This is a genomic window from Pseudomonas saxonica (genome assembly GCF_007858365.1).
Lineage (GTDB): Bacteria > Pseudomonadota > Gammaproteobacteria > Pseudomonadales > Pseudomonadaceae > Aquipseudomonas > Aquipseudomonas saxonica.
Genome location: NZ_VFIO01000016.1, coordinates 26,324 through 42,911, shown reverse-complemented (window position 1 = coordinate 42,911; position 16,588 = coordinate 26,324). Strand labels below are relative to the sequence as shown.

Genomic DNA, 16,588 nt, shown 5'->3' with positions numbered 1-16,588 from the left:
CACTACTAATTATTGAGGATATCGGTCATGCATATACATGCCGTTTATGTTAATGATATTTGCCATGCTGTAGTTATGAACTGGCTGACACAAACACATGAGTATTTCATGAGCATTACTACCGAAGATGGTGAATGCCTTTACTCAAGCCTGAATGAACCGACTAATTTGAGTAGCCTGGATGAATATAAGGCTATCTTACAAAGCTTTGGGATCTATCTACCTGACAGGTGGGTCGCGGCTTGGGGAAACATGAGCCGTTAACGAGATACAGCACTCAGACTTGCGTGAACCCGAGGGGCATATGCCCCTCGTTTTTTTTGCCCCGCTGGCAGCCAGGGGAGCCTCTTGGACGGCAGACCTAAGCAACACCAAGGGCTCTGCCCTTGTAAACCCGCTCTTGCCGCCGAGGGCTCAGGTGCGCGGGGCGGTGAAGCTACCCCACACACCCGAGCGGAGGCTTGGGGCCACTGCGCAACGTCAAGCAGAATACGCCTGCGGCGGTCCTGCGGACGCGGAACCCCCCCCAAGGGGGCGGGGCCCCCGCCATTCAACTTGACCGCACTTCGTTTTAGAGGCCGGATCCGGGGTGATCGGCATCTCTAATCAAGGATTTTTACGAACTCTCGTTTTAAAAACAAGGCAAATTAATTCAAAAGCTAATATTTTCATCATCAAGCCCGAACTGCGGTGGCGGCACATAATTTTTGTTAGCCGTGAAATAGCCGCTGCTATCTTTATAAACTACTTTGCCGTTTTCTGTAGCATATCTTTCGGCTTCTTCAAGATTTATATGATAAAGCGGCAGATCGTCAAATATCTCTTTATTTATTTCCGCATATGCATCTTCAAAAGCTTGATCACGACTCAAACTGTCTTGCCGAAACATTGCATCTATAGCTTCTGCAACTTCGAAATCTTCTTTAACCTGTGCATATGAAAACACAAGAACTTCAGTGAAAAGATCTGCATCTGCTAAAATCCCGTCGGGCGCTCGGGAAGACGCGAATACACTGAGGCTTTTAGCAAAGATTGATGTAAATTGCCAGTTGTACCCCTTCAGAAACTCAACAGCTTGGGCATATGCAGCTTCCTGAAACTCGACTGTCTGCCCAGTTTGAGCTTGTAGGGCTTTGAAAATCATCAGCACGTGCTCACGTACATCTTTATTCACAAGTCCTTGTGCGTAGAGCGCATCAACAGCAATACGTCTTGCATAACCATAAGCCATTTTTACAAGGCTGGTATGACTATCAATCTCAGCGCACCAGTCACCAAGGTCATTATTTACATTAGCAAATACAAACCTTGTTTTGTGATGCTTGCGAACTGCGCTCTCCAATGTGTCCATTCTTCTTCGTCCATTTCAAAAAATAGCAAAACAATATCACAGACTCGTCTAAGACAACCTCGGCAGCTCTCGGTATACGTAGGCGACAGCATCTCCCTTCTCATCTTCCAGCCAGACCATCCCCAACCTCACCGCTCCCTTGCCAAACCTGGTGGATCAATCGTCTCCATGAGCTTCGCATTGGCAGAACAGGGGACGGTAGAAAAGGGTCGAAAAAAGCCGGTCGCGACTGACTGCAATCGGCCAAGAAGAGATGCTAGTATCTGGAGTAAAGCACGCTTCTAGCAGCTAATCGAAACGCTCTAAAAAAACGCCCCATAATTAAAAAAAACGAACTTTTCTGGAGTAGGAACACTAATGAGCACTGGATTTTATGAGGAAACCCTATCATGCGGGGGCAAGCTGAAAGTGAAAAAGGATTCCTGGGAAATAAACTATTACTTCCCTGGGCCAGATCTGAGACATAACGGTGTATTTGTCGTGGTGCCCGAAGCACATATTGAAAGCTATATTTCGGCTTTTCGTGATAATTGGGAAGAGTTCGAGAAGCTTAAATCTTCTATCCCAATTGGCGGAGAGTTCACGAAAGAAGGTAAGATGGGCATGATGCTAAGAATTGGAAAATTTGCTCAAGGTGTCTGCTTAAGGTCGTACCATATGCCCATAAACTCAAAGAGTTATCTGGAGTCTGTTATTAATAGCTACAACTATGCATCTAAGAGAGCAAAAGCTGTTCAGCAGTTCTTGGCTTCTATTTAAAGTTATAGCAATTTCCAGCCCGGACCTAGATAATCGCCACCCCGTTTTATAGCATTTCAATACTCAAACTGCGAACTCAAGGCTTTAGCAGCAACCAAATTGAAAAAGGGGCCGTATTGGCCCCTTACATCTTATTATTATCTGTCGCGCCGGAGATACAAAAATCCATAACCAATAATTAGAATAGCGAACGACAGGCCATAATGCGTTGATGTGCGGCCCCACCACTTCAAATCAAAGCACATATCTAGCGGCCCTATGCACCCATGTTGATATAGAAATGGGCTGAACCCCATAACTAAACCCGATAAAGCCAGAGGTAACATGTTTACAAGAGTTATCGGCCACTCATCTGTTTGCTGACACCATAGACCAATGCCCAATGCTGCAATAGCGAACACTAAACCAGTTACTAACGTTGCAGCGGCGGTCTTATCAACACCTAACCACTTCGATAGATTGTCCAAAATACTCCACCCTACTAATCCAGCAAGCACCAACACTACGATAGCAAATTTCGGGTCAAACCTTCTTGCCTCTTGATACCTTTCCATGTTTGTTCCTTACTTTATTTTAGCTTCTAATATTGTGCCATCAGGTCTAACCGCAACCATACTATTTCCGTCTAATCGTTTGAAAGTCCACCGCTCATTAAACGATTTTCCAGAAACAGGAACGATCATTACCTTGTAGGATCCTGCCGTAACTTTGATTGACCCGCAAGGCTGCTTTTCATTCAGCTGGCAATCGAATCCGTACGCTTTAGCACGCTGACCATTTTCCAATGTAATCCCCATTCCAGGGGGGATATAACTAGCGCTGTTTCGTGAGTTACTACTGCTTGGCAGGATTTTTTTACTTGTCCAACAGCGTCCGTTATATCGCGCAATTGAAATTCTGCTTTCGCCGGTATTGAAACGAATACAGCACAAATCACAATCGCTTTTGCTAGAACCTTCAAACGTTTAGCTTCCATAGCATCTACACCTTATTTTTAAGTTGTTTTTTCACTCGATAGACTGTTGCGACTCCACAATCTGCCAACGTCGATATTTGATCTGCTGACGCTTCGGGAAACTTTACTAAAAGACTTTCGATTGATTCCCACAGTTTTGCGTTCTTCTGTTTACCTGGAGGTGACCACTGGGGATCAGCCGCTCGCTTGTTGGCCAATGCCTGCCTGATACGCTCAACACGCTTCTGGTGACTTAGGCGTGCCATTGTCGCGGTGAGGTCTAGCAGCATGTCATTGATAACAGCCATGAGCTGTCCAGATATGCTCTTATCGGCTTGCCGATGAGTTGTCGGTAGATCCTCTACAATCAATCGAAGCTGTTTTTGCTGGAGAATAAGTTTGAGCTGCGCCCAGTCCTCCGGCTCCATCCTCGACAGCCGGTCTACTGACTCAACTAACAGAACGTCTCCAGGTTGGGCCTGAGATAAAAGCCGCATCAGCTCAGGGCGGTCTAGCTTCGTCCCGGTGAAGTTTTCGCTATATATCTCCGCAACTGCCAAATCATGGACCTTCGCAAACTCCAAGAGCATGCCTTTAGCTCGGCCTGCATCTTGGTCTTTGGTCGAAGCTCTTAAGTAAATGTGCGTATTCACCGATCTAACCTCGCATATCTATCACATACCTATAAAATCAATAGTGCATAGATAAACTATCATATGGGTACTAATAAATGTGAAATGATAGTCGCTTGTGAGTTTCTATCAGACTCTCCGATAGGTATAGATAAATGATAGGCGGCTGGTTGACCGTATCGAAGCTGTATGGCAAGGCACTCAAAGACTGTTCCCTGCAAACCTAAAACTATTGGGCTATGAGTGCCTTGCCATACAGCTTCACTGAGGGATGTTTAGCGTGTACTGGGTTTCAAATGCTTCCCGAGTTCCTGGAAAGTAACAAAATTCCAAGAGCTACTGTAAACACCCAAGCTAGTGGCCCTATCAGCCATAGGTACTTACTCTGAACTGGTCCAACCTGACTAGGCTCAGCATGCATCCATTCCAGATAAGCTTTTTCTTTATCCCATTCAGCCTGCGCTTCGGCGTCTTCCTTCCGCCATTTATAGCTGGTGATATGGAACGCTAACACGGCCACAAACAACACCACAACTGTCGCTATAAATTTTAAATCATCCATATAATTCCGCATCCAGTTTTTTTTGCTTAATCAATTGAGGGCAATGCCCAGCTTCCGACCGCTGTGCCGCTATTGCACACAGCAACTCAACGCATGAATCCCATGACGGGGATAATCTCTTGCGGCACTCGCCCTGTTAGGACCAAAAACCGCCTCCAGATGCCATATGGGGTCTTCTTGCTGCCATCCTTAAAGGCACGTATACGCCGGTCGTTACCGCCCCCAGTAATGCCCAGGAGGACTGCTAGCTTTGCGTCCGTCCCGTAGTCGCTGAAATAGTTTTGAAAATGCCGAAAGTAGGCTTTCACAATTTCAGGGGCAGGCGCTTCCCAACCTTCGCTTTCTCTCAACAAGTGAGCACGGGAATAAAGGCTTTCGTCTACCAAATCCTGCGCCGGGTATTCCGGGGCCATCAGGTTAGCCTTTAGCTGAGCTATCGCTTCTTTCGTAGCTTCTTCGTATATAAAGCGCTGCTGATCTTGAATATTGGGCAGGTCGATTTTCATACGGTGTCCATAGGTTCGTAAGGTGCTTTATACGCGCCGAAAATTTGTTCCCTTGGCATCGTGAAGCACCTCCATACGGTTGTTATGTTGGTAGAGACTGGGGGCCCTATGGCCCCCTTGCTCACCGTGGCGACAGCTCGATTTGTCGAACGTCTGAAACACGGATATTGACCAGACTTAGCGTTCCGTTTGCCAGCTTTCCCCAGTAACCCTGCTGGTGTACATGAACCAGCGCGTAGAAAAGATAATCCGGCAAGAGAATATCGGTGCGGTGTACCTGTATCCCGATGTGCTGGGGGTTGAACTCTCGTCCAGGTTCACCGCATCGACTCGCTGAGCCCCGTCTAACAAGCCAGAAATGTGCCTCTGGAAAGTTAGTGCGGATAGTCGCAACCTCTGAAAGTCTCATCCCGTTCTCCGCGATGGCAACGACTAGCCTTCTCAGAAACGAGTGGCTCTCTGCGTGCCACCACAAAACCATTATAGGATCAAAGATCCTATGTGTACAGTTATTTAGGATCATAAGTCCTAAAATACTTTCAAAATTGCTATCAATCCAAAGATCGAGGATCTAAACCCGGGCCGAAAACTGCTATCACTTCTCGACCTGGTGCCGCAGTTGGCCACCGAAAAATGCTATCGCTTACTTTGGGGAGGAAAGGGAGCGCTTTGCGCCCGTGAATTGAAAAATGATGGCAATTCCGAGTTTATCGGATCTGTCCTGCAGGACATTCTGCTATCACTTTCATTGGGCACGATGTAGATGAAGCAATATCACTTATTAGGCTTGCACGTGATATTGCCGGTGGTGCCTGAGCATTCAAGCTGAAGGCTATCGTCTTTCTCTCTGAAGTTAGTAAGGACAACCACTTTGGACGGAGCCTCGCTTGGGGCAACGGTGGAGCCTGCGCTAGAGGCGGTACTAACGTTTCGACCGGCCTTTTCAGACTCAGGTAAGTGATAAACGACCAGCATAAAAGCTGCTGCGCCACATATTAGGGTCAGTATTTTGTTTTTAGCCCCCTTCACTATTAATGTGAAAACAATATACGTGGTGAAGGGAACAAAAAGGATCACTAAAACGTTTACGACCAGCATCATCAACCCCCCTAAACGAGCCATTAAGCCATTGTAGGGAAGCCCTCAGATTTCGGCTTGAAGTACACGTTAATCGGGCGTTTCGCCCCTCATTCAAACAGGTCCTTTTGGCCTGCCGCCTCGGCCACCTGGATACAAAGGGGTGCCAACTGCTGCAACAACGTTTGTGACCGGCACAGGTTTTCACGCAATCGGCGTATTTCTTCGCGCTGATCTGCGACTTGATCTGATAATTCGTCCAACTTCGCTATGCCCGCCAAAAAGGCTTGGCTACCAGTAGCTTTCCCAGTTAAGCGCTTGGCAGTTTGAATGAGTGCGTATGGGGTATCACGGAGGGTGAGTGTTGTAGTGTCGGGATTATCGCTCTTCATCATTTCACCTTTTGCTATCATTTTAAGCGTTGGCCAGCTCGATCATTAAAGATAATGATAGCAAAAAATCAGCATTATTGCTATCAAAAACGAATTCACGCTAAGCTTTTACAGGTTAAATGATAGCAATTAGCAATATGCGTTCAGCCTTGAAGCCAAGCACAGGATAATTCATAATACTGTATGCTTATACAGCCTTGTAGGGGGTTGCTGTGTCTTGGTTTCTGTCTGACGAAATTCCTGAAATACCTGCGGATATTTTGGAAAAGCTCGAGAATCGTTTTGACCGCGGCGATTGCTTTGACGTGGCCGACGCCGAGCGCGAACGCTCTAGCGTGCGTCGGGTAATCGCAATAAATCAACGGATCCATCACCGTTTAATTGAACTGCAATCAGATTTGATAACCGCCAATACCAACATGGGGTACATGCGTGAGCAAGTTCAGGATCTGGTCCAAAAACTGCGAAAAGCAGGGGCTATGCCCACTCATAAGGCCCCTAGCTAGTAAAATCAGACTGACAGCTCCACCCTACAAACCCGCCACTCCAGGTCTGGAAGTGGTCATTTCTCACGAACCTGGTGCATGCCTAAATTATCTATTTTCGACCGGACGTTCTAGCTTGTAGAGAGGAACATCAGGAACAATACAATCGCCCGTATTCTCTCCACCTTCATGAGTGATAATTTCGGCCTCTTCAGAGTCTAGCTCCCGGACGACAACGGGTGTGCCAGCCCATCCGCAATTTTCGCAAACTGGGCGCTCCCACAAAACATTCGTCATATCCGTGCGTACACCTGTCTCTGGGAACAAGTTTGGAGAGCTGCATTTCGGACAAGCATCAGGAACCATTCGGATGTGGCGCATGATAGTGCTTACGCCCATACCTATCGCGCTTTCGACAGTCGTCTGAGCCATTTCCGCATCGTGCCATGAAGAACTCTTGGCATGGGTTAGCCAGTTAGAATATGTCCAGGACTCTACCAGCAGCGTTTTTAATAAATGCCGCCGCTCTTTTTGATCCCGGCCACCTAGAATCTCATTGCATAAGATATCGGTCCATGCACGAAAATCCGCCCGCTTAGGGGCATCTTGGGTAATCCATTCCGCAATATCCTGAGCCGCACCTACAAAGCTAAGCAGAGACTCGCGGCAACGCACGCCAATAGATTGATAATCATCTAAGTTCTGAGCCTGCCTTAATGCGTCGGAAAGCCGACTTATTTGATTTAATGTATCGGCAAAAGGCTTAATATTAAAGTCGCTTTGTTTTTGCTCCTCAGTTCGTGGGATTCGAAGACACAACCCCATATGGAAAGTTACAGCATAGTCCATGTTCGGAAACTGATCTTGGGAATACAGATTGGTCGGATTCGTAATTACCCACCATCTTCCATCGCTTGCATGTACATCCCACACATCATGGCGATGGCCGATTATATTTTCCGAGTACACTTTTTGGAGAAATTTAATCGTAGCGTTAGAAGACTGACCTAAGTAGTAATCTTCAACATGTTGTTTTTCTTCTTGTGTATGTGGAAGCATTTGACTGTCCTAACAGAAAGGTAAGTATTCGGCTCAGCAATGCCGACATGAGGCAAGCCTATATCGTCTATCCGTGAAACCCATCGAGTCTTGCATCTGAAATCATTGCCAGTTGCTTGCCGTTGTAGCATTGGCGATTGAACATGAGCATTGCGTCGTTTAGCTGACCTGCTCTATGCGTATCAATCCTCGATGCAACTAGGTTCGCCTCCGCCTCGCTTGCGCCATCACTTCGTGACAGAAGGTAGACATAAGCCCTTACAGCCTTTTTACCTCTGCTCATGCTGAACACGAACAGCCCAATAACCACTGCAATTACTACAACGACAATCTCCATTTTGCACGCTTCTCATTGGACTATAAGGGGTGCAAGGTTATCGAAAATAATGGCTGAGTGTAATGGCGAGTGGCTATCCGTTCTGTATTCATCCCAAACGAGCATCAGAGCGGCCCGCTCTCGCAGCAGCTGAATAGGGCCAATGACATATGTCTTGAACGAAGCGCGGTCAAGTTGAATGGCGGGGGCCCCGCCCCCTTGGGGGTGGGTTCCGCGTCCGCAGGACCGCCGCAGGCGTATTCTGCTTGACGGTGCGCAGTGGCCCCAAGCCTCCGCTCGGGTGTGTGGGGTAGCTTCACCGCCCCGCGCACCTGAGCCCTCGGCGGCAAGAGCGGGATTACAAGGGCAGAGCCCTTGGTTTGCTTTGGTCTGCCGTCCAGGGGGCTCCCCCTGGCTGCCAGCGGCAATGCCCCAGTCCCATAATTTGATAAAAAATAACCTCGACCGGGGCCGAGGTTTTTTATTCATGCCTTATAGCCAGTTACGGATTTCATCTATCACTTGCTCGATCAGGCTGAGCGCCTGATGCAAGCACAGTGCTAGCTGAACAGCGAAGAAAATGATCTTCATGCTGACAGTCCTCTAGCAATACCAGCCTTTGACTATGTGCCTGCCTGGCATTCACACATAGCTGGGTTTGCATGCGTACCAACGCATCCCATAAGACGGCAAATTTATAGGTCCTCTAACAAAATCCAGCACGGTTCCTAAGGCCGTGTAGAGGCTCCCACATCCCACGGTCATACCGATGGGATGCAGCCACTATACGACTTTTGTTCGGGGTATTTCAGCCAGTTTTTTTTCAGGGGATGCGACGAAACGCCAGAGAATTAGGTCTGACTGATGCTAGGAGTGGAATAAATGATGCTAGAAGTGGAATAAATGATGCTAGAAGCGCATTTGACCGTTTGTCGCATATTTTCAGGCAGTGCTTACTGCATTGCATATAAAACAGACCACAGGCACCACACGCGCTTGATGACAACCAGTGTGAGCCGTACTATGACCGTGTACCAACGCATCCCATGAGGGTGTTGAGTGCTGGCCTAACCGGCACTCATGGAAAAACCGCCTCCCTAAAGGCGGTTTTTTTTTGCCTGCGATTCGCTGCGACGAACGGCGACAGTTCCACCGCGAAGCGACCGCTACATTGAAATCTGAGGAGTTTTCAGCCCCTTACCCAACTGCTTTTTACGCAGATTCACACACAGCTATCTTCAGATTGCGACTTTTCGCAAAAATGAGGGCTGTAAAGGGGAGGAAGCGAAGGGATTTTTTGAAGCTACGCACGCCTACTCTGAGTGGGGAACAGCAGAGCGGGCAAGCGGGATCATTTCAGCGAGTTCTGAATCACTAACAATGGCTACTTAGGTCGTAATGGCTGCAACAGGCAGTTGTTGATAAGGGCCTGTTCCACGCTCTGTTTTTCGCCTAATACCAGGTGAACGACCACAATCAAATCATCCTCTAAGACTTCGTAGAGGATCCTGAGTTTTTCAGTGTTGAGTTCGTGGTAATGGAGAACACCTAACTCACTGGCTTGAGGGCTGATTTTATAGGCCAGTGGATTGCATTTGAGCTTCGGCTCGAAAACGTCAATCGAACAATTCATTCGCTTTAAAGCGAGGTCATTGCCTTGATAGATGGCCAGATGTTCAATCTGGTCTTCGATGCTCTGTTGAGCAGTGTTGGTGTAAACGATGGTGTAGCGGTCTGTTAGTGATGTCATTAATTGGTTCCTTTATGGTTAGTTGTTGGCAAATCTCCTGCTTAGGCGTGCTTTCAGTTCATCACTTGAACAGTGTTTGCCTTGGGCATAATCGCGGGAACTGATTGCGAGTAATTTCACAAGGGCAATTGCTTCGTCGCGACGTTTACGCTCTGCGTAAGACTCCACCACGTATGCAGGTACACCGTTTTGGGTAACAACCATTGGCTCATCTAGAGGCAGGTCGGCTGCGTGTTTCTTTAAAAAGCTAACTGTTTCAACTCTCATGAGTTAAATCTCCTTGCATGCAGCTAAAAGGCTACACACGACTGCATCCACGGGCGGAAAGTGCCCGTCAGGGACATTGTACACGACAATCGGTCTAAATCAAGTCTTAATTTAGACCGATTGTCGTGGTTTGTTCTCATTACCCGCGAGTGATAGCAATTCCACACTCGATCGCTGCTGCCGGCTACGCCTTTTGATAGCATTTCACCCATTAACCCTGCTGAGCGAAGATTTCAAAACCGATGCCTTCACCGAAGGCACAAAGCGGTGTTGAAGAATCGGAGAAATCAGGTCAGTCAGCGCGCACACGCGCCCGGTTGAGCCCTCGGGTGGCGAAGCCGCCAGGGGGTGATTTATCCGGGTCTTGCGCCCGAAGGGGAGCCGTAGGCTCTCTCAGGCCAGCTTCACCGGCCTGGGACGCTTAGACTGGCTGTTACGCGGTCATACTGAAATCTACGGGTGCAGGGGCCGTAGGCCCTTGCCTCAGGTACGGGGCGAGTAGCCCTGGAGCCGAGCCGTGCCATAGGCACGAAATGCGAGGGCGTCATATAGGGGTTGCGTAGCAACACCTCCCTTCTGATTCTTTTAAACCCGCTGGTTAATGACCGACACTTAAAAAACTTCTTGCCGACACTTAGGTTCTTTTATTGGGGAGCTGGCCAACTGTGCTTCTGTGGATAACTTTCCTAGGGGGGCATTTGGGGATTTTCGAGGGGGTAGCATCGGTTTCGGGGAGAGGAAAACCACTCCATCCAACGAGTAATTGCTGTTTCGTGGCCACAGTGAGGGTATTTGGGCGTTATGGCTGCCTAGTAGGCGTGGGAGTGCCTGCCAGTGTTGGCTAGGCCGTGAATCGCTTCTGCTGTCGCTCTTGAAAGATCCTGTCTGCATCTGCGTTCAAATCTACAGAAGACCTGCCCGGATGTGCCTGCATGAGCGCTATTAGCAGCTCAGTCCGCGCCCGGCTATAGGCTTCTGGGTCGCCTGGGGGCTCCTCCGACCGGGGAGGCCGGAATGATCGTATCAGTGGGCCCTTTGATTCTGTCTTGGGGGCCATTATCCCGCCTATCACCAGCGCATTACGCGCCCAGCTCGTCAACGTTCCGCCTACCTTCTTGACCTTCTTGGCAAGTCGATCCGAGGCACGCTGTTTCTCAAACTGCAATCGACGCCCGAGGCCGAAAGCAGTGAATAGCAGCCGGTTTACAGCCTTTACCGCCGCAAGCCCCTTCCAGGTGCCATCCTCCTGCAACTGTCGGGGCTGACTGACGGTGATCAGGTTCGCACGTTTTAAATCAGCAAGTGCGCGCTCGGCGCGACGGAAGCCCAAGCCGGTAAAGTCTGTAAGCCACTGGAGTGTGAGCGAGATAAAGCCCTGCTTGCTAGGGAAGCCGCAGCGCAGTGAAACGAGGTCTGTGTGAGCAATGATGGCTTTTAGCAGTAACAGGCATGCTTCACGACGCTCGCTGCGCATCCCCCGCCCTTTGGCACTACGATTTGCGTGCCGCAGAGACGGGAGTGTATTGGGCGAGCTGTAGTAGCGGTTCAGACGTTCTTCGAGTTCGAGCAAAATCCTGGGCAGGGTTTTGTCTGGGCTTGTCACAGGCTTAAGCAGCGCAAGCTTGGGAGACTCGGGCGAGTGGTCGCAATAGTTCCCGCCGTGATTCACACGGGGAACATACGGCCTTTTTCGTCTTCCTGAAGTTACTGAGTTTGAATCCATTTTCCCAGCCAATCGGCGGGAAGCTGATAACAATCTGCCTTCTTCGGCTTGCACGAACCCGAAGTGACAGCCATAATCAGCTCACCTTGTTGAAGAACAGGTTTCTACCGTCGAAAGAGAAAACCTGTTCTGGATTGTCCAAAAAGCCCGGTTACCACGCCGGGCTTTTTGGTTCCTGCGTTTTGATTACGCGACCTGCAAATTCACTACCTTCACTTCGCTGAACCCTACTCGCGCTGCATCAGCGCTGACAGACTCCAGGCTCTTGTAAATCTTGTGGCGGTCCTTTCTCGCAACGGTCATGTATTCATGCGATCCATCGGTACGCTCGACCGTAAGCACCCACGCTCCGATTTCCATCGGTGCAGGCGAGACGATTGCCGCCTTTAAGGCACCGTCCTTGTACAGCTTTCGCATTGCGGATAGATCCACGGCCATTACGCCCTCAATCAATGTGGTTAGAACCGATTGGAGCCTAATCTTCGCTGCATGAAAAAGCAAATTCATGTAAGTAAAATTGCGAAAAAAGGCGCCGACTTACACCTTTTCGCACAGGTTTATGTAGATTCATGAATGTCTAGCGAAGGGGTCCGGTCCGTTGGCTGTCTTCCCGTTCAAATTCTTCGGGCAGTTGGACTGCCACGTCTCGAAAGCCCAAACGATGGGCATCCATCAGCGCAGCATTCAGACGGATATAGATTTTGTCCTCTGGTTTCGCTGCCACTGTCACGGCAACAGACTCCCCACTCAGCTTGTGAACCATGAGCTTCCAGGCACTCTGGTCATTGCCGCTAGGAATTACGGTCGCGCCGCTAAGCACACCCGCGCTGAAAAGCTCTTTCAACATCTTCAAACGCACGTTCTGTCCTTATTCTTAACCGCCATTATGCGGTTGCTATCGGCATCAAGAGCAAACCAAGGGCTCTGCCCTTGTAAACCCGCTCTTGCCGCCGAGGGCTCAGGTGCGCGGGGCGGTGAAGCTACCCCACACACCCGAGCGGAGGCTTGGGAGCATTCCGCGCCGTCAAGGGGCCGAGTCCTCGGCGCTGCGCGCCTGTGGGCCGCACCAACCCCTTGACCGCTCTCCATTTGGATTACTCGGAGGCTGCTGCTTTAGGCTCGTACTGACGCAGCACAACTCGTCCACTGACCGAAATATTTGGGGTGATTTCCAGATTGAAGCCCTTGCCATCCTGAGTCGGGAACGCGGCACCAATCTTGGTCCAGGCCGTACGCTTGTCTTCACCAACGGTGTATTCGTGTGCAACAAGAGCGTCATAACGGACTTTCGGAGTTTTAGTTTCAGTAGCCATGTGTCTTTTCCTTATTAAGAAATAAATGCTTCCGGGGAATTAGTCCCCAATAAAACGTTCGTTTGCAGCTGCCAAGTAAGCTGCTTTGTCCGCAGGATCTAAAAGGCGGTCCGCAACATAATTTAGTAATACGGTCCCTGAATGACCGTTATCCTGAGCTGCAAATTCGCTAAGCCTTTCATCAATAAGGTCAAGCAAAGCATCTAGCTCAATTGTGTTACCTAACCTGGTCAGGTCGCCAAGCTTGGTCGTATGTCCTAACTGGATCGAGCGGCCCAACCAGATCGGTCCACGTTGCTCAAGCCATTTTCGGTCTTTCGTCGCCATGCATGACTCCTGATTATTCCAAATTGGTGCCAGATGCCCCGGCCAGCTCACCACTAAGCAGGTGACGCAACTGCTGGGCAAAATCTGCGAGCAGTCCATTGCAAAAAACTCGATTTACTCGCCAGTTATCTTCTCTGCGCGCTTAGCGCCTTCGTCCAAGTAGCGATCTTTATCGCTATCGCTAACGCTAAAATTGGGTGCATCAACACAGTAGGTTTTGGTCTTATGTTTTTTGCGATAGATCATTGGCGGCAACCAACATTTTTGATAAACCTTCGGGCAGTCACCTTGGGTGAAACCGGTGGTTGAGCACATAAAGTAAGCGCCGCGCATATCATTTTTGTCGTTATAGTCAAAATCAAATTCACTGGCACTTACCGAAGCGGAAAAACATAACAGAGCGCCGGTTATCAGAATGGCTTTCATCAGTTTTTAGCCTCCAGCTGAGCAACACCAGCAAGAATGGAACTAACGTAATTCTGCGTTTCTGGATACGGCGGAATACCGCCGTATTTATCAACCGCTCCAGGGCCAGCATTGTAAGCAGCAAGTGCATAATCAACTCGCTTGTACTTCGCTAGCATTTGCGCGAAATACTGGGTGCCTACATTGATGTTCATTTCAGGGTCAAACGGGTCAATATTGAATTCCGCTGCTAACTGAGGCATTAGTTGCATCAGCCCACTAGCGCCCTTGGGGCTTATCGCATTGGGATCATTCCGCGACTCGGCCTTAATGATCTGTTGCACTAGCAAAGGGCTCAGGTTCCGCTTTTTCGCGTAGGTCTGAATGAGGTCAGCATAAGGCTGACCGTCAACGGTAATAGCCGAGTAGCTGAACGAACCGCTATCGTCAGGAACAGACAACAGCACAGGCGGTTCAACCGGTTTCGGCTTGGCCTTAAACGCATCCTGCATGGCCTGTCTTTGAGCATCGGACCATGCTTGAGGACGGTCATTACCCCAGGCCGAACGCTCGCGTTGGGCCGGGGCTGAGTGGATAGCCATATCTTCAGGGCTCACCAGAGCCCGCGCCTTTCCGGCCTCGGGAAACAGGTACTCGTAGAGTTCCTGTTCATCCGGGACACTTGGCTCTGCTGCATTCGCGTGGGCCATCAGGCCCAGGACGAGTACAGCGGCACTGAGTGCCTTATTTAGTCGGGGCTGGAAGTACGGCATAGTTTTTTTGCTCCGGCTCGTTATCGACAGCAACAGGGCGAGTCAAATCGCGATAAACAACGTTACGGCTGCTCAAACTGAAAAATTCACCTGTACCTGATACATGCGCAGTGTTGCTGCACCCGCTAACAACCACGACCGTTGCGAATAGCAATATAAAATGCTTCACGATTTATTCTCCGAAAAGGAAATCAGCTTGTGGTTACGATCAACCACAATCCAATTGTCATTGCCAATTAACAGTTGCAAAGCATCCATAACCGGCATTGTCCGGTGAACTTTTGCAATTGCAGGTACACGGCTGTTGATGATCGTAATTGCATCGCTAGGAGCTGGGTAAGCACCAACAACTTTGTAACCGGTTGGCTCCAACAGGTATTGAACTGCCTCACCCACTGTAGTGATATCCTCGGGGTAAACTGTCCTAACCCAAACGGCAAGTGGGTCGAGCGGGTATGGTTTTTCATCTTGAGCGAATGCGATAGCAGGAAACATCACCGCAACCAAGATGGCTTTAATCAACATATTTTGCATAAAGATCGCTCCAAGGTTCGATAAACATTTCTTGTTCGGTGATGATTTGAAAGCTCTGTCCAGGGCGAATAGTTTGCGTCGGAACAATGTTCAGGTACTTTTCAGCTAAAGGCGCGAATTGACTTCTTGAGTTTTCACCAACATCGCCTGCATAACTACTTTCTTGGTCGCCTGTACCCGAACGGCTAGTTTGCGATCCAACCAAAGCGTAAGCAGCAACACCTAAGAACTGAGCCATCAAGTGGTAATTGGTTTGGTCTTCAATTGCGCCTACACCTTCCCTGTCCGAAACGGATGCGGTGGAAAAATCAATAGAGTTACCATTCGGTAATACAGCTTCTTTGACTAAGAACCCAACGCGGTTAGAAATAGCCTCGTTAACGTTCCGTGTTCTGACCATCTTGATATTGAACTCAGTGCCTTTCGGAATAATTACGAACTGTCTAGTAGTGTCGTAAACATCACGATTGGCGATAGCCTTCAAGGATGAGCCTGGGTAATCCGAAATACCCTTTTTCATCAGCGTTGTAGTTATCTCGGTTCCAGGCGGTACTTTGATTTTCCCAGCGGTATCCGCGTCGTACTGGTTCTTTTTTGGATAGCCAACCACATTCGCAGGGGCTTGAGCGCGCTGTGGGGCCGTAGGAGCCATTTGCGGGCTCATCATTGCCGGTGTTGTGGCCCCAGATCGTCCAGCAGCCTCTGGGAGTCCAGCGGCACCGTTCTGTTGCAGGGACAAGCGAAGCTGCTGCGCTTCAGCAATTCGGCGTTTAACTTCGGCACGGCGTTCATCAAGGCTAGCGTTGTCGTTCATTGGACGGTTCAGATGTGCAATCTGGTCGTTCATGTTTCCCGGAGCTGATTGCAGGTCGCTACGCGAACCCGGGGAGCCTGGATTCATGCTCAAGGCGCCCTGCCCTGTTTTAGTGGCCTTGGTCAAACCCCAAGCCTTATTGGCTGCTGATAACGCTCTCAACTCCTCGCGGCTCTGCCACTGGCGAACAGCCTTCGACTCTACCGATTCCTCAATAGCATCTGTCTGTGTGCCACGGCCCAGGGCTACGCTACGGCGCTGCGCTGGAGTCATGCCTTCGCTAATCTTGTCGAAAAGCTCATTCGTGCTGCCTGATTCGCTCTTGGGAGCTGGACGGGCAGTACGGTTTTGAGCCAAGGCGTCAAACTGTGTTTGCCGGTCAACAGTAGGTGGCGCAGCCACCGGAATAGCGGCAGCCTCTTTCGGCGGCGCTTTGCGCTCTTGCATCTTGGAATAAACATTCCAGACGACCATAAAAAGGAGGACGAAGAACACAACACCCAGCGCAGCCATTAAATAAGCCTGCATTTTCTTCTTGTGGGTCGAAGGACGTTCATCAATGCGAGGTGAGGATTCTTCAGTCATAGT

24 protein-coding genes are annotated in these 16,588 nt (G+C 49.4%); 3 read left to right on the top strand and 21 right to left on the bottom strand.

From position 1 onward, the window contains the following. Positions 1-27: 27 nt before the first annotated feature. A complete protein-coding gene (locus tag FJD38_RS23280; RefSeq protein ID WP_146387855.1) occupies positions 28-264 on the top strand; it encodes a hypothetical protein in 237 nt (78 codons plus the stop codon). 388 nt (positions 265-652) lie between these two features. Here the strand turns inward: FJD38_RS23280 and FJD38_RS23275 are convergent, their stop codons facing one another. Beyond that, a complete protein-coding gene (locus FJD38_RS23275; protein WP_146387853.1) occupies positions 653-1,351 on the bottom strand; it encodes a hypothetical protein in 699 nt (232 codons plus the stop codon). A gap of 357 nt (positions 1,352-1,708) precedes the next feature. Here FJD38_RS23275 and FJD38_RS23270 point away from each other — a divergent pair, with 357 nt between their 5' ends. Beyond that, on the top strand, positions 1,709-2,110 hold the full coding sequence (locus FJD38_RS23270) for a hypothetical protein (RefSeq protein ID WP_146387852.1): 402 nt from the start codon (positions 1,709-1,711) through the stop codon (positions 2,108-2,110). 137 nt (positions 2,111-2,247) lie between these two features. Here FJD38_RS23270 and FJD38_RS23265 read toward each other — a convergent pair whose 3' ends face one another. The 7 genes from FJD38_RS23265 to FJD38_RS23230 all read right to left on the bottom strand — a co-directional run bounded on the left by FJD38_RS23265 (position 2,248) and on the right by FJD38_RS23230 (position 6,234). Continuing rightward, complete coding sequence (locus tag FJD38_RS23265) at positions 2,248-2,664, bottom strand: hypothetical protein (RefSeq protein WP_146387850.1); 417 nt, start codon at positions 2,662-2,664, stop codon at positions 2,248-2,250. Between the two features lie 182 nt (positions 2,665-2,846). Further along, complete coding sequence (locus FJD38_RS23260) at positions 2,847-3,086, bottom strand: hypothetical protein (protein WP_146387848.1); 240 nt, start codon at positions 3,084-3,086, stop codon at positions 2,847-2,849. A 5-nt stretch (positions 3,087-3,091) separates the two neighbouring features. Further along, complete coding sequence (locus FJD38_RS23255) at positions 3,092-3,718, bottom strand: recombinase family protein (protein ID WP_146387846.1); 627 nt, start codon at positions 3,716-3,718, stop codon at positions 3,092-3,094. 271 nt (positions 3,719-3,989) lie between these two features. After that, positions 3,990-4,259 carry a hypothetical protein gene (locus FJD38_RS23250; protein WP_120266826.1) on the bottom strand — a complete coding sequence of 90 codons (270 nt, stop codon included), beginning with the start codon at positions 4,257-4,259 and terminating at the stop codon, positions 3,990-3,992. An 86-nt stretch (positions 4,260-4,345) separates the two neighbouring features. Then, positions 4,346-4,765, bottom strand: coding sequence for a hypothetical protein (locus FJD38_RS23245; protein ID WP_120266827.1), 420 nt, complete (start codon positions 4,763-4,765; stop codon positions 4,346-4,348). Between the two features lie 774 nt (positions 4,766-5,539). Next, the gene (locus FJD38_RS23235; protein ID WP_146387842.1) at positions 5,540-5,866 is read right to left on the bottom strand and encodes a hypothetical protein; all 327 of its coding nucleotides are present in this window, start codon (positions 5,864-5,866) and stop codon (positions 5,540-5,542) included. Between the two features lie 86 nt (positions 5,867-5,952). After that, positions 5,953-6,234, bottom strand: coding sequence for a hypothetical protein (locus FJD38_RS23230; protein WP_146387840.1), 282 nt, complete (start codon positions 6,232-6,234; stop codon positions 5,953-5,955). Positions 6,235-6,446: 212 nt separating this feature from the next. Between FJD38_RS23230 and FJD38_RS23225 the strand changes: the two genes are divergently transcribed. Then, positions 6,447-6,740 carry a hypothetical protein gene (locus FJD38_RS23225; protein ID WP_095026068.1) on the top strand — a complete coding sequence of 98 codons (294 nt, stop codon included), beginning with the start codon at positions 6,447-6,449 and terminating at the stop codon, positions 6,738-6,740. Between the two features lie 87 nt (positions 6,741-6,827). Here the strand turns inward: FJD38_RS23225 and FJD38_RS23220 are convergent, their stop codons facing one another. The 13 genes from FJD38_RS23220 to FJD38_RS23155 all read right to left on the bottom strand — a co-directional run bounded on the left by FJD38_RS23220 (position 6,828) and on the right by FJD38_RS23155 (position 16,585). Beyond that, positions 6,828-7,778, bottom strand: a complete 951-nt coding sequence (locus tag FJD38_RS23220; protein ID WP_146387838.1) for a hypothetical protein — start codon at positions 7,776-7,778, stop codon at positions 6,828-6,830. A 67-nt stretch (positions 7,779-7,845) separates the two neighbouring features. Beyond that, positions 7,846-8,115 carry a hypothetical protein gene (locus FJD38_RS23215; RefSeq protein ID WP_095026070.1) on the bottom strand — a complete coding sequence of 90 codons (270 nt, stop codon included), beginning with the start codon at positions 8,113-8,115 and terminating at the stop codon, positions 7,846-7,848. Between the two features lie 1,363 nt (positions 8,116-9,478). After that, positions 9,479-9,844 (bottom strand): type II toxin-antitoxin system RelE/ParE family toxin, encoded by a 366-nt coding sequence (locus tag FJD38_RS23210; RefSeq protein WP_095026025.1) that lies wholly within the window; start codon positions 9,842-9,844, stop codon positions 9,479-9,481. 18 nt (positions 9,845-9,862) lie between these two features. Further along, positions 9,863-10,111 carry a type II toxin-antitoxin system Phd/YefM family antitoxin gene (locus FJD38_RS23205; RefSeq protein ID WP_095026026.1) on the bottom strand — a complete coding sequence of 83 codons (249 nt, stop codon included), beginning with the start codon at positions 10,109-10,111 and terminating at the stop codon, positions 9,863-9,865. Positions 10,112-10,952: 841 nt separating this feature from the next. Next, entirely contained in the window at positions 10,953-11,585 is a 633-nt protein-coding gene (locus tag FJD38_RS23200; RefSeq protein ID WP_146387836.1) for a hypothetical protein, read from the bottom strand. 435 nt (positions 11,586-12,020) lie between these two features. After that, positions 12,021-12,272 carry a plasmid replication protein RepB gene (locus FJD38_RS23195; RefSeq protein ID WP_094991429.1) on the bottom strand — a complete coding sequence of 84 codons (252 nt, stop codon included), beginning with the start codon at positions 12,270-12,272 and terminating at the stop codon, positions 12,021-12,023. 139 nt (positions 12,273-12,411) lie between these two features. Then, positions 12,412-12,693 (bottom strand): hypothetical protein, encoded by a 282-nt coding sequence (locus FJD38_RS23190; protein WP_095026027.1) that lies wholly within the window; start codon positions 12,691-12,693, stop codon positions 12,412-12,414. 235 nt (positions 12,694-12,928) lie between these two features. Then, positions 12,929-13,147: a hypothetical protein gene (locus tag FJD38_RS23185; protein ID WP_146387834.1), complete on the bottom strand. Its 219-nt coding sequence runs from the start codon at positions 13,145-13,147 to the stop codon at positions 12,929-12,931. Between the two features lie 39 nt (positions 13,148-13,186). Further along, positions 13,187-13,474, bottom strand: coding sequence for a hypothetical protein (locus FJD38_RS23180; RefSeq protein ID WP_095026028.1), 288 nt, complete (start codon positions 13,472-13,474; stop codon positions 13,187-13,189). A gap of 114 nt (positions 13,475-13,588) precedes the next feature. Then, on the bottom strand, positions 13,589-13,900 hold the full coding sequence (locus FJD38_RS23175; protein WP_095026029.1) for a hypothetical protein: 312 nt from the start codon (positions 13,898-13,900) through the stop codon (positions 13,589-13,591). Continuing rightward, positions 13,900-14,652 (bottom strand): lytic transglycosylase domain-containing protein, encoded by a 753-nt coding sequence (locus FJD38_RS25045; RefSeq protein WP_208727542.1) that lies wholly within the window; start codon positions 14,650-14,652, stop codon positions 13,900-13,902. Before FJD38_RS25045 ends, FJD38_RS23175 begins: the two co-directional genes overlap by 1 nt. Positions 14,653-14,817: 165 nt before the next feature. Continuing rightward, positions 14,818-15,186, bottom strand: a complete 369-nt coding sequence (locus tag FJD38_RS23160; RefSeq protein WP_095026031.1) for a hypothetical protein — start codon at positions 15,184-15,186, stop codon at positions 14,818-14,820. Then, positions 15,167-16,585: a TraB/TrbI/VirB10 family type IV secretion system protein gene (locus tag FJD38_RS23155; protein ID WP_146387832.1), complete on the bottom strand. Its 1,419-nt coding sequence runs from the start codon at positions 16,583-16,585 to the stop codon at positions 15,167-15,169. Before FJD38_RS23155 ends, FJD38_RS23160 begins: the two co-directional genes overlap by 20 nt. Between the last annotated feature and the right edge of the window lie 3 nt (positions 16,586-16,588).

Bases quoted from the DNA above. Each gene is read 5' to 3' on its own strand.
- FJD38_RS23175 (WP_095026029.1), bottom strand. From the start codon at position 13,900: ATGAAAGCCATTCTGATAACCGGCGCTCTGTTATGTTTTTCCGCTTCG.
- FJD38_RS23220 (WP_146387838.1), bottom strand. From the start codon at position 7,778: ATGCTTCCACATACACAAGAAGAAAAACAACATGTTGAAGATTACTAC.
- FJD38_RS23205 (WP_095026026.1), bottom strand. From the start codon at position 10,111: ATGAGAGTTGAAACAGTTAGCTTTTTAAAGAAACACGCAGCCGACCTG.
- FJD38_RS23260 (WP_146387848.1), bottom strand. From the start codon at position 3,086: ATGGAAGCTAAACGTTTGAAGGTTCTAGCAAAAGCGATTGTGATTTGT.
- FJD38_RS23275 (WP_146387853.1), bottom strand. From the start codon at position 1,351: ATGGACACATTGGAGAGCGCAGTTCGCAAGCATCACAAAACAAGGTTT.
- FJD38_RS23215 (WP_095026070.1), bottom strand. From the start codon at position 8,115: ATGGAGATTGTCGTTGTAGTAATTGCAGTGGTTATTGGGCTGTTCGTG.
- FJD38_RS23245 (WP_120266827.1), bottom strand. From the start codon at position 4,765: ATGAAAATCGACCTGCCCAATATTCAAGATCAGCAGCGCTTTATATAC.
- FJD38_RS23270 (WP_146387852.1), top strand. From the start codon at position 1,709: ATGAGCACTGGATTTTATGAGGAAACCCTATCATGCGGGGGCAAGCTG.
- FJD38_RS23210 (WP_095026025.1), bottom strand. From the start codon at position 9,844: ATGACATCACTAACAGACCGCTACACCATCGTTTACACCAACACTGCT.
- FJD38_RS23160 (WP_095026031.1), bottom strand. From the start codon at position 15,186: ATGCAAAATATGTTGATTAAAGCCATCTTGGTTGCGGTGATGTTTCCT.
- FJD38_RS23280 (WP_146387855.1), top strand. From the start codon at position 28: ATGCATATACATGCCGTTTATGTTAATGATATTTGCCATGCTGTAGTT.
- FJD38_RS23200 (WP_146387836.1), bottom strand. From the start codon at position 11,585: ATGCGCAGCGAGCGTCGTGAAGCATGCCTGTTACTGCTAAAAGCCATC.
- FJD38_RS23195 (WP_094991429.1), bottom strand. From the start codon at position 12,272: ATGGCCGTGGATCTATCCGCAATGCGAAAGCTGTACAAGGACGGTGCC.
- FJD38_RS23180 (WP_095026028.1), bottom strand. From the start codon at position 13,474: ATGGCGACGAAAGACCGAAAATGGCTTGAGCAACGTGGACCGATCTGG.
- FJD38_RS23185 (WP_146387834.1), bottom strand. From the start codon at position 13,147: ATGGCTACTGAAACTAAAACTCCGAAAGTCCGTTATGACGCTCTTGTT.
- FJD38_RS23235 (WP_146387842.1), bottom strand. From the start codon at position 5,866: ATGATGCTGGTCGTAAACGTTTTAGTGATCCTTTTTGTTCCCTTCACC.
- FJD38_RS23155 (WP_146387832.1), bottom strand. From the start codon at position 16,585: ATGACTGAAGAATCCTCACCTCGCATTGATGAACGTCCTTCGACCCAC.
- FJD38_RS23250 (WP_120266826.1), bottom strand. From the start codon at position 4,259: ATGGATGATTTAAAATTTATAGCGACAGTTGTGGTGTTGTTTGTGGCC.
- FJD38_RS23265 (WP_146387850.1), bottom strand. From the start codon at position 2,664: ATGGAAAGGTATCAAGAGGCAAGAAGGTTTGACCCGAAATTTGCTATC.
- FJD38_RS23230 (WP_146387840.1), bottom strand. From the start codon at position 6,234: ATGAAGAGCGATAATCCCGACACTACAACACTCACCCTCCGTGATACC.
- FJD38_RS25045 (WP_208727542.1), bottom strand. From the start codon at position 14,652: ATGCCGTACTTCCAGCCCCGACTAAATAAGGCACTCAGTGCCGCTGTA.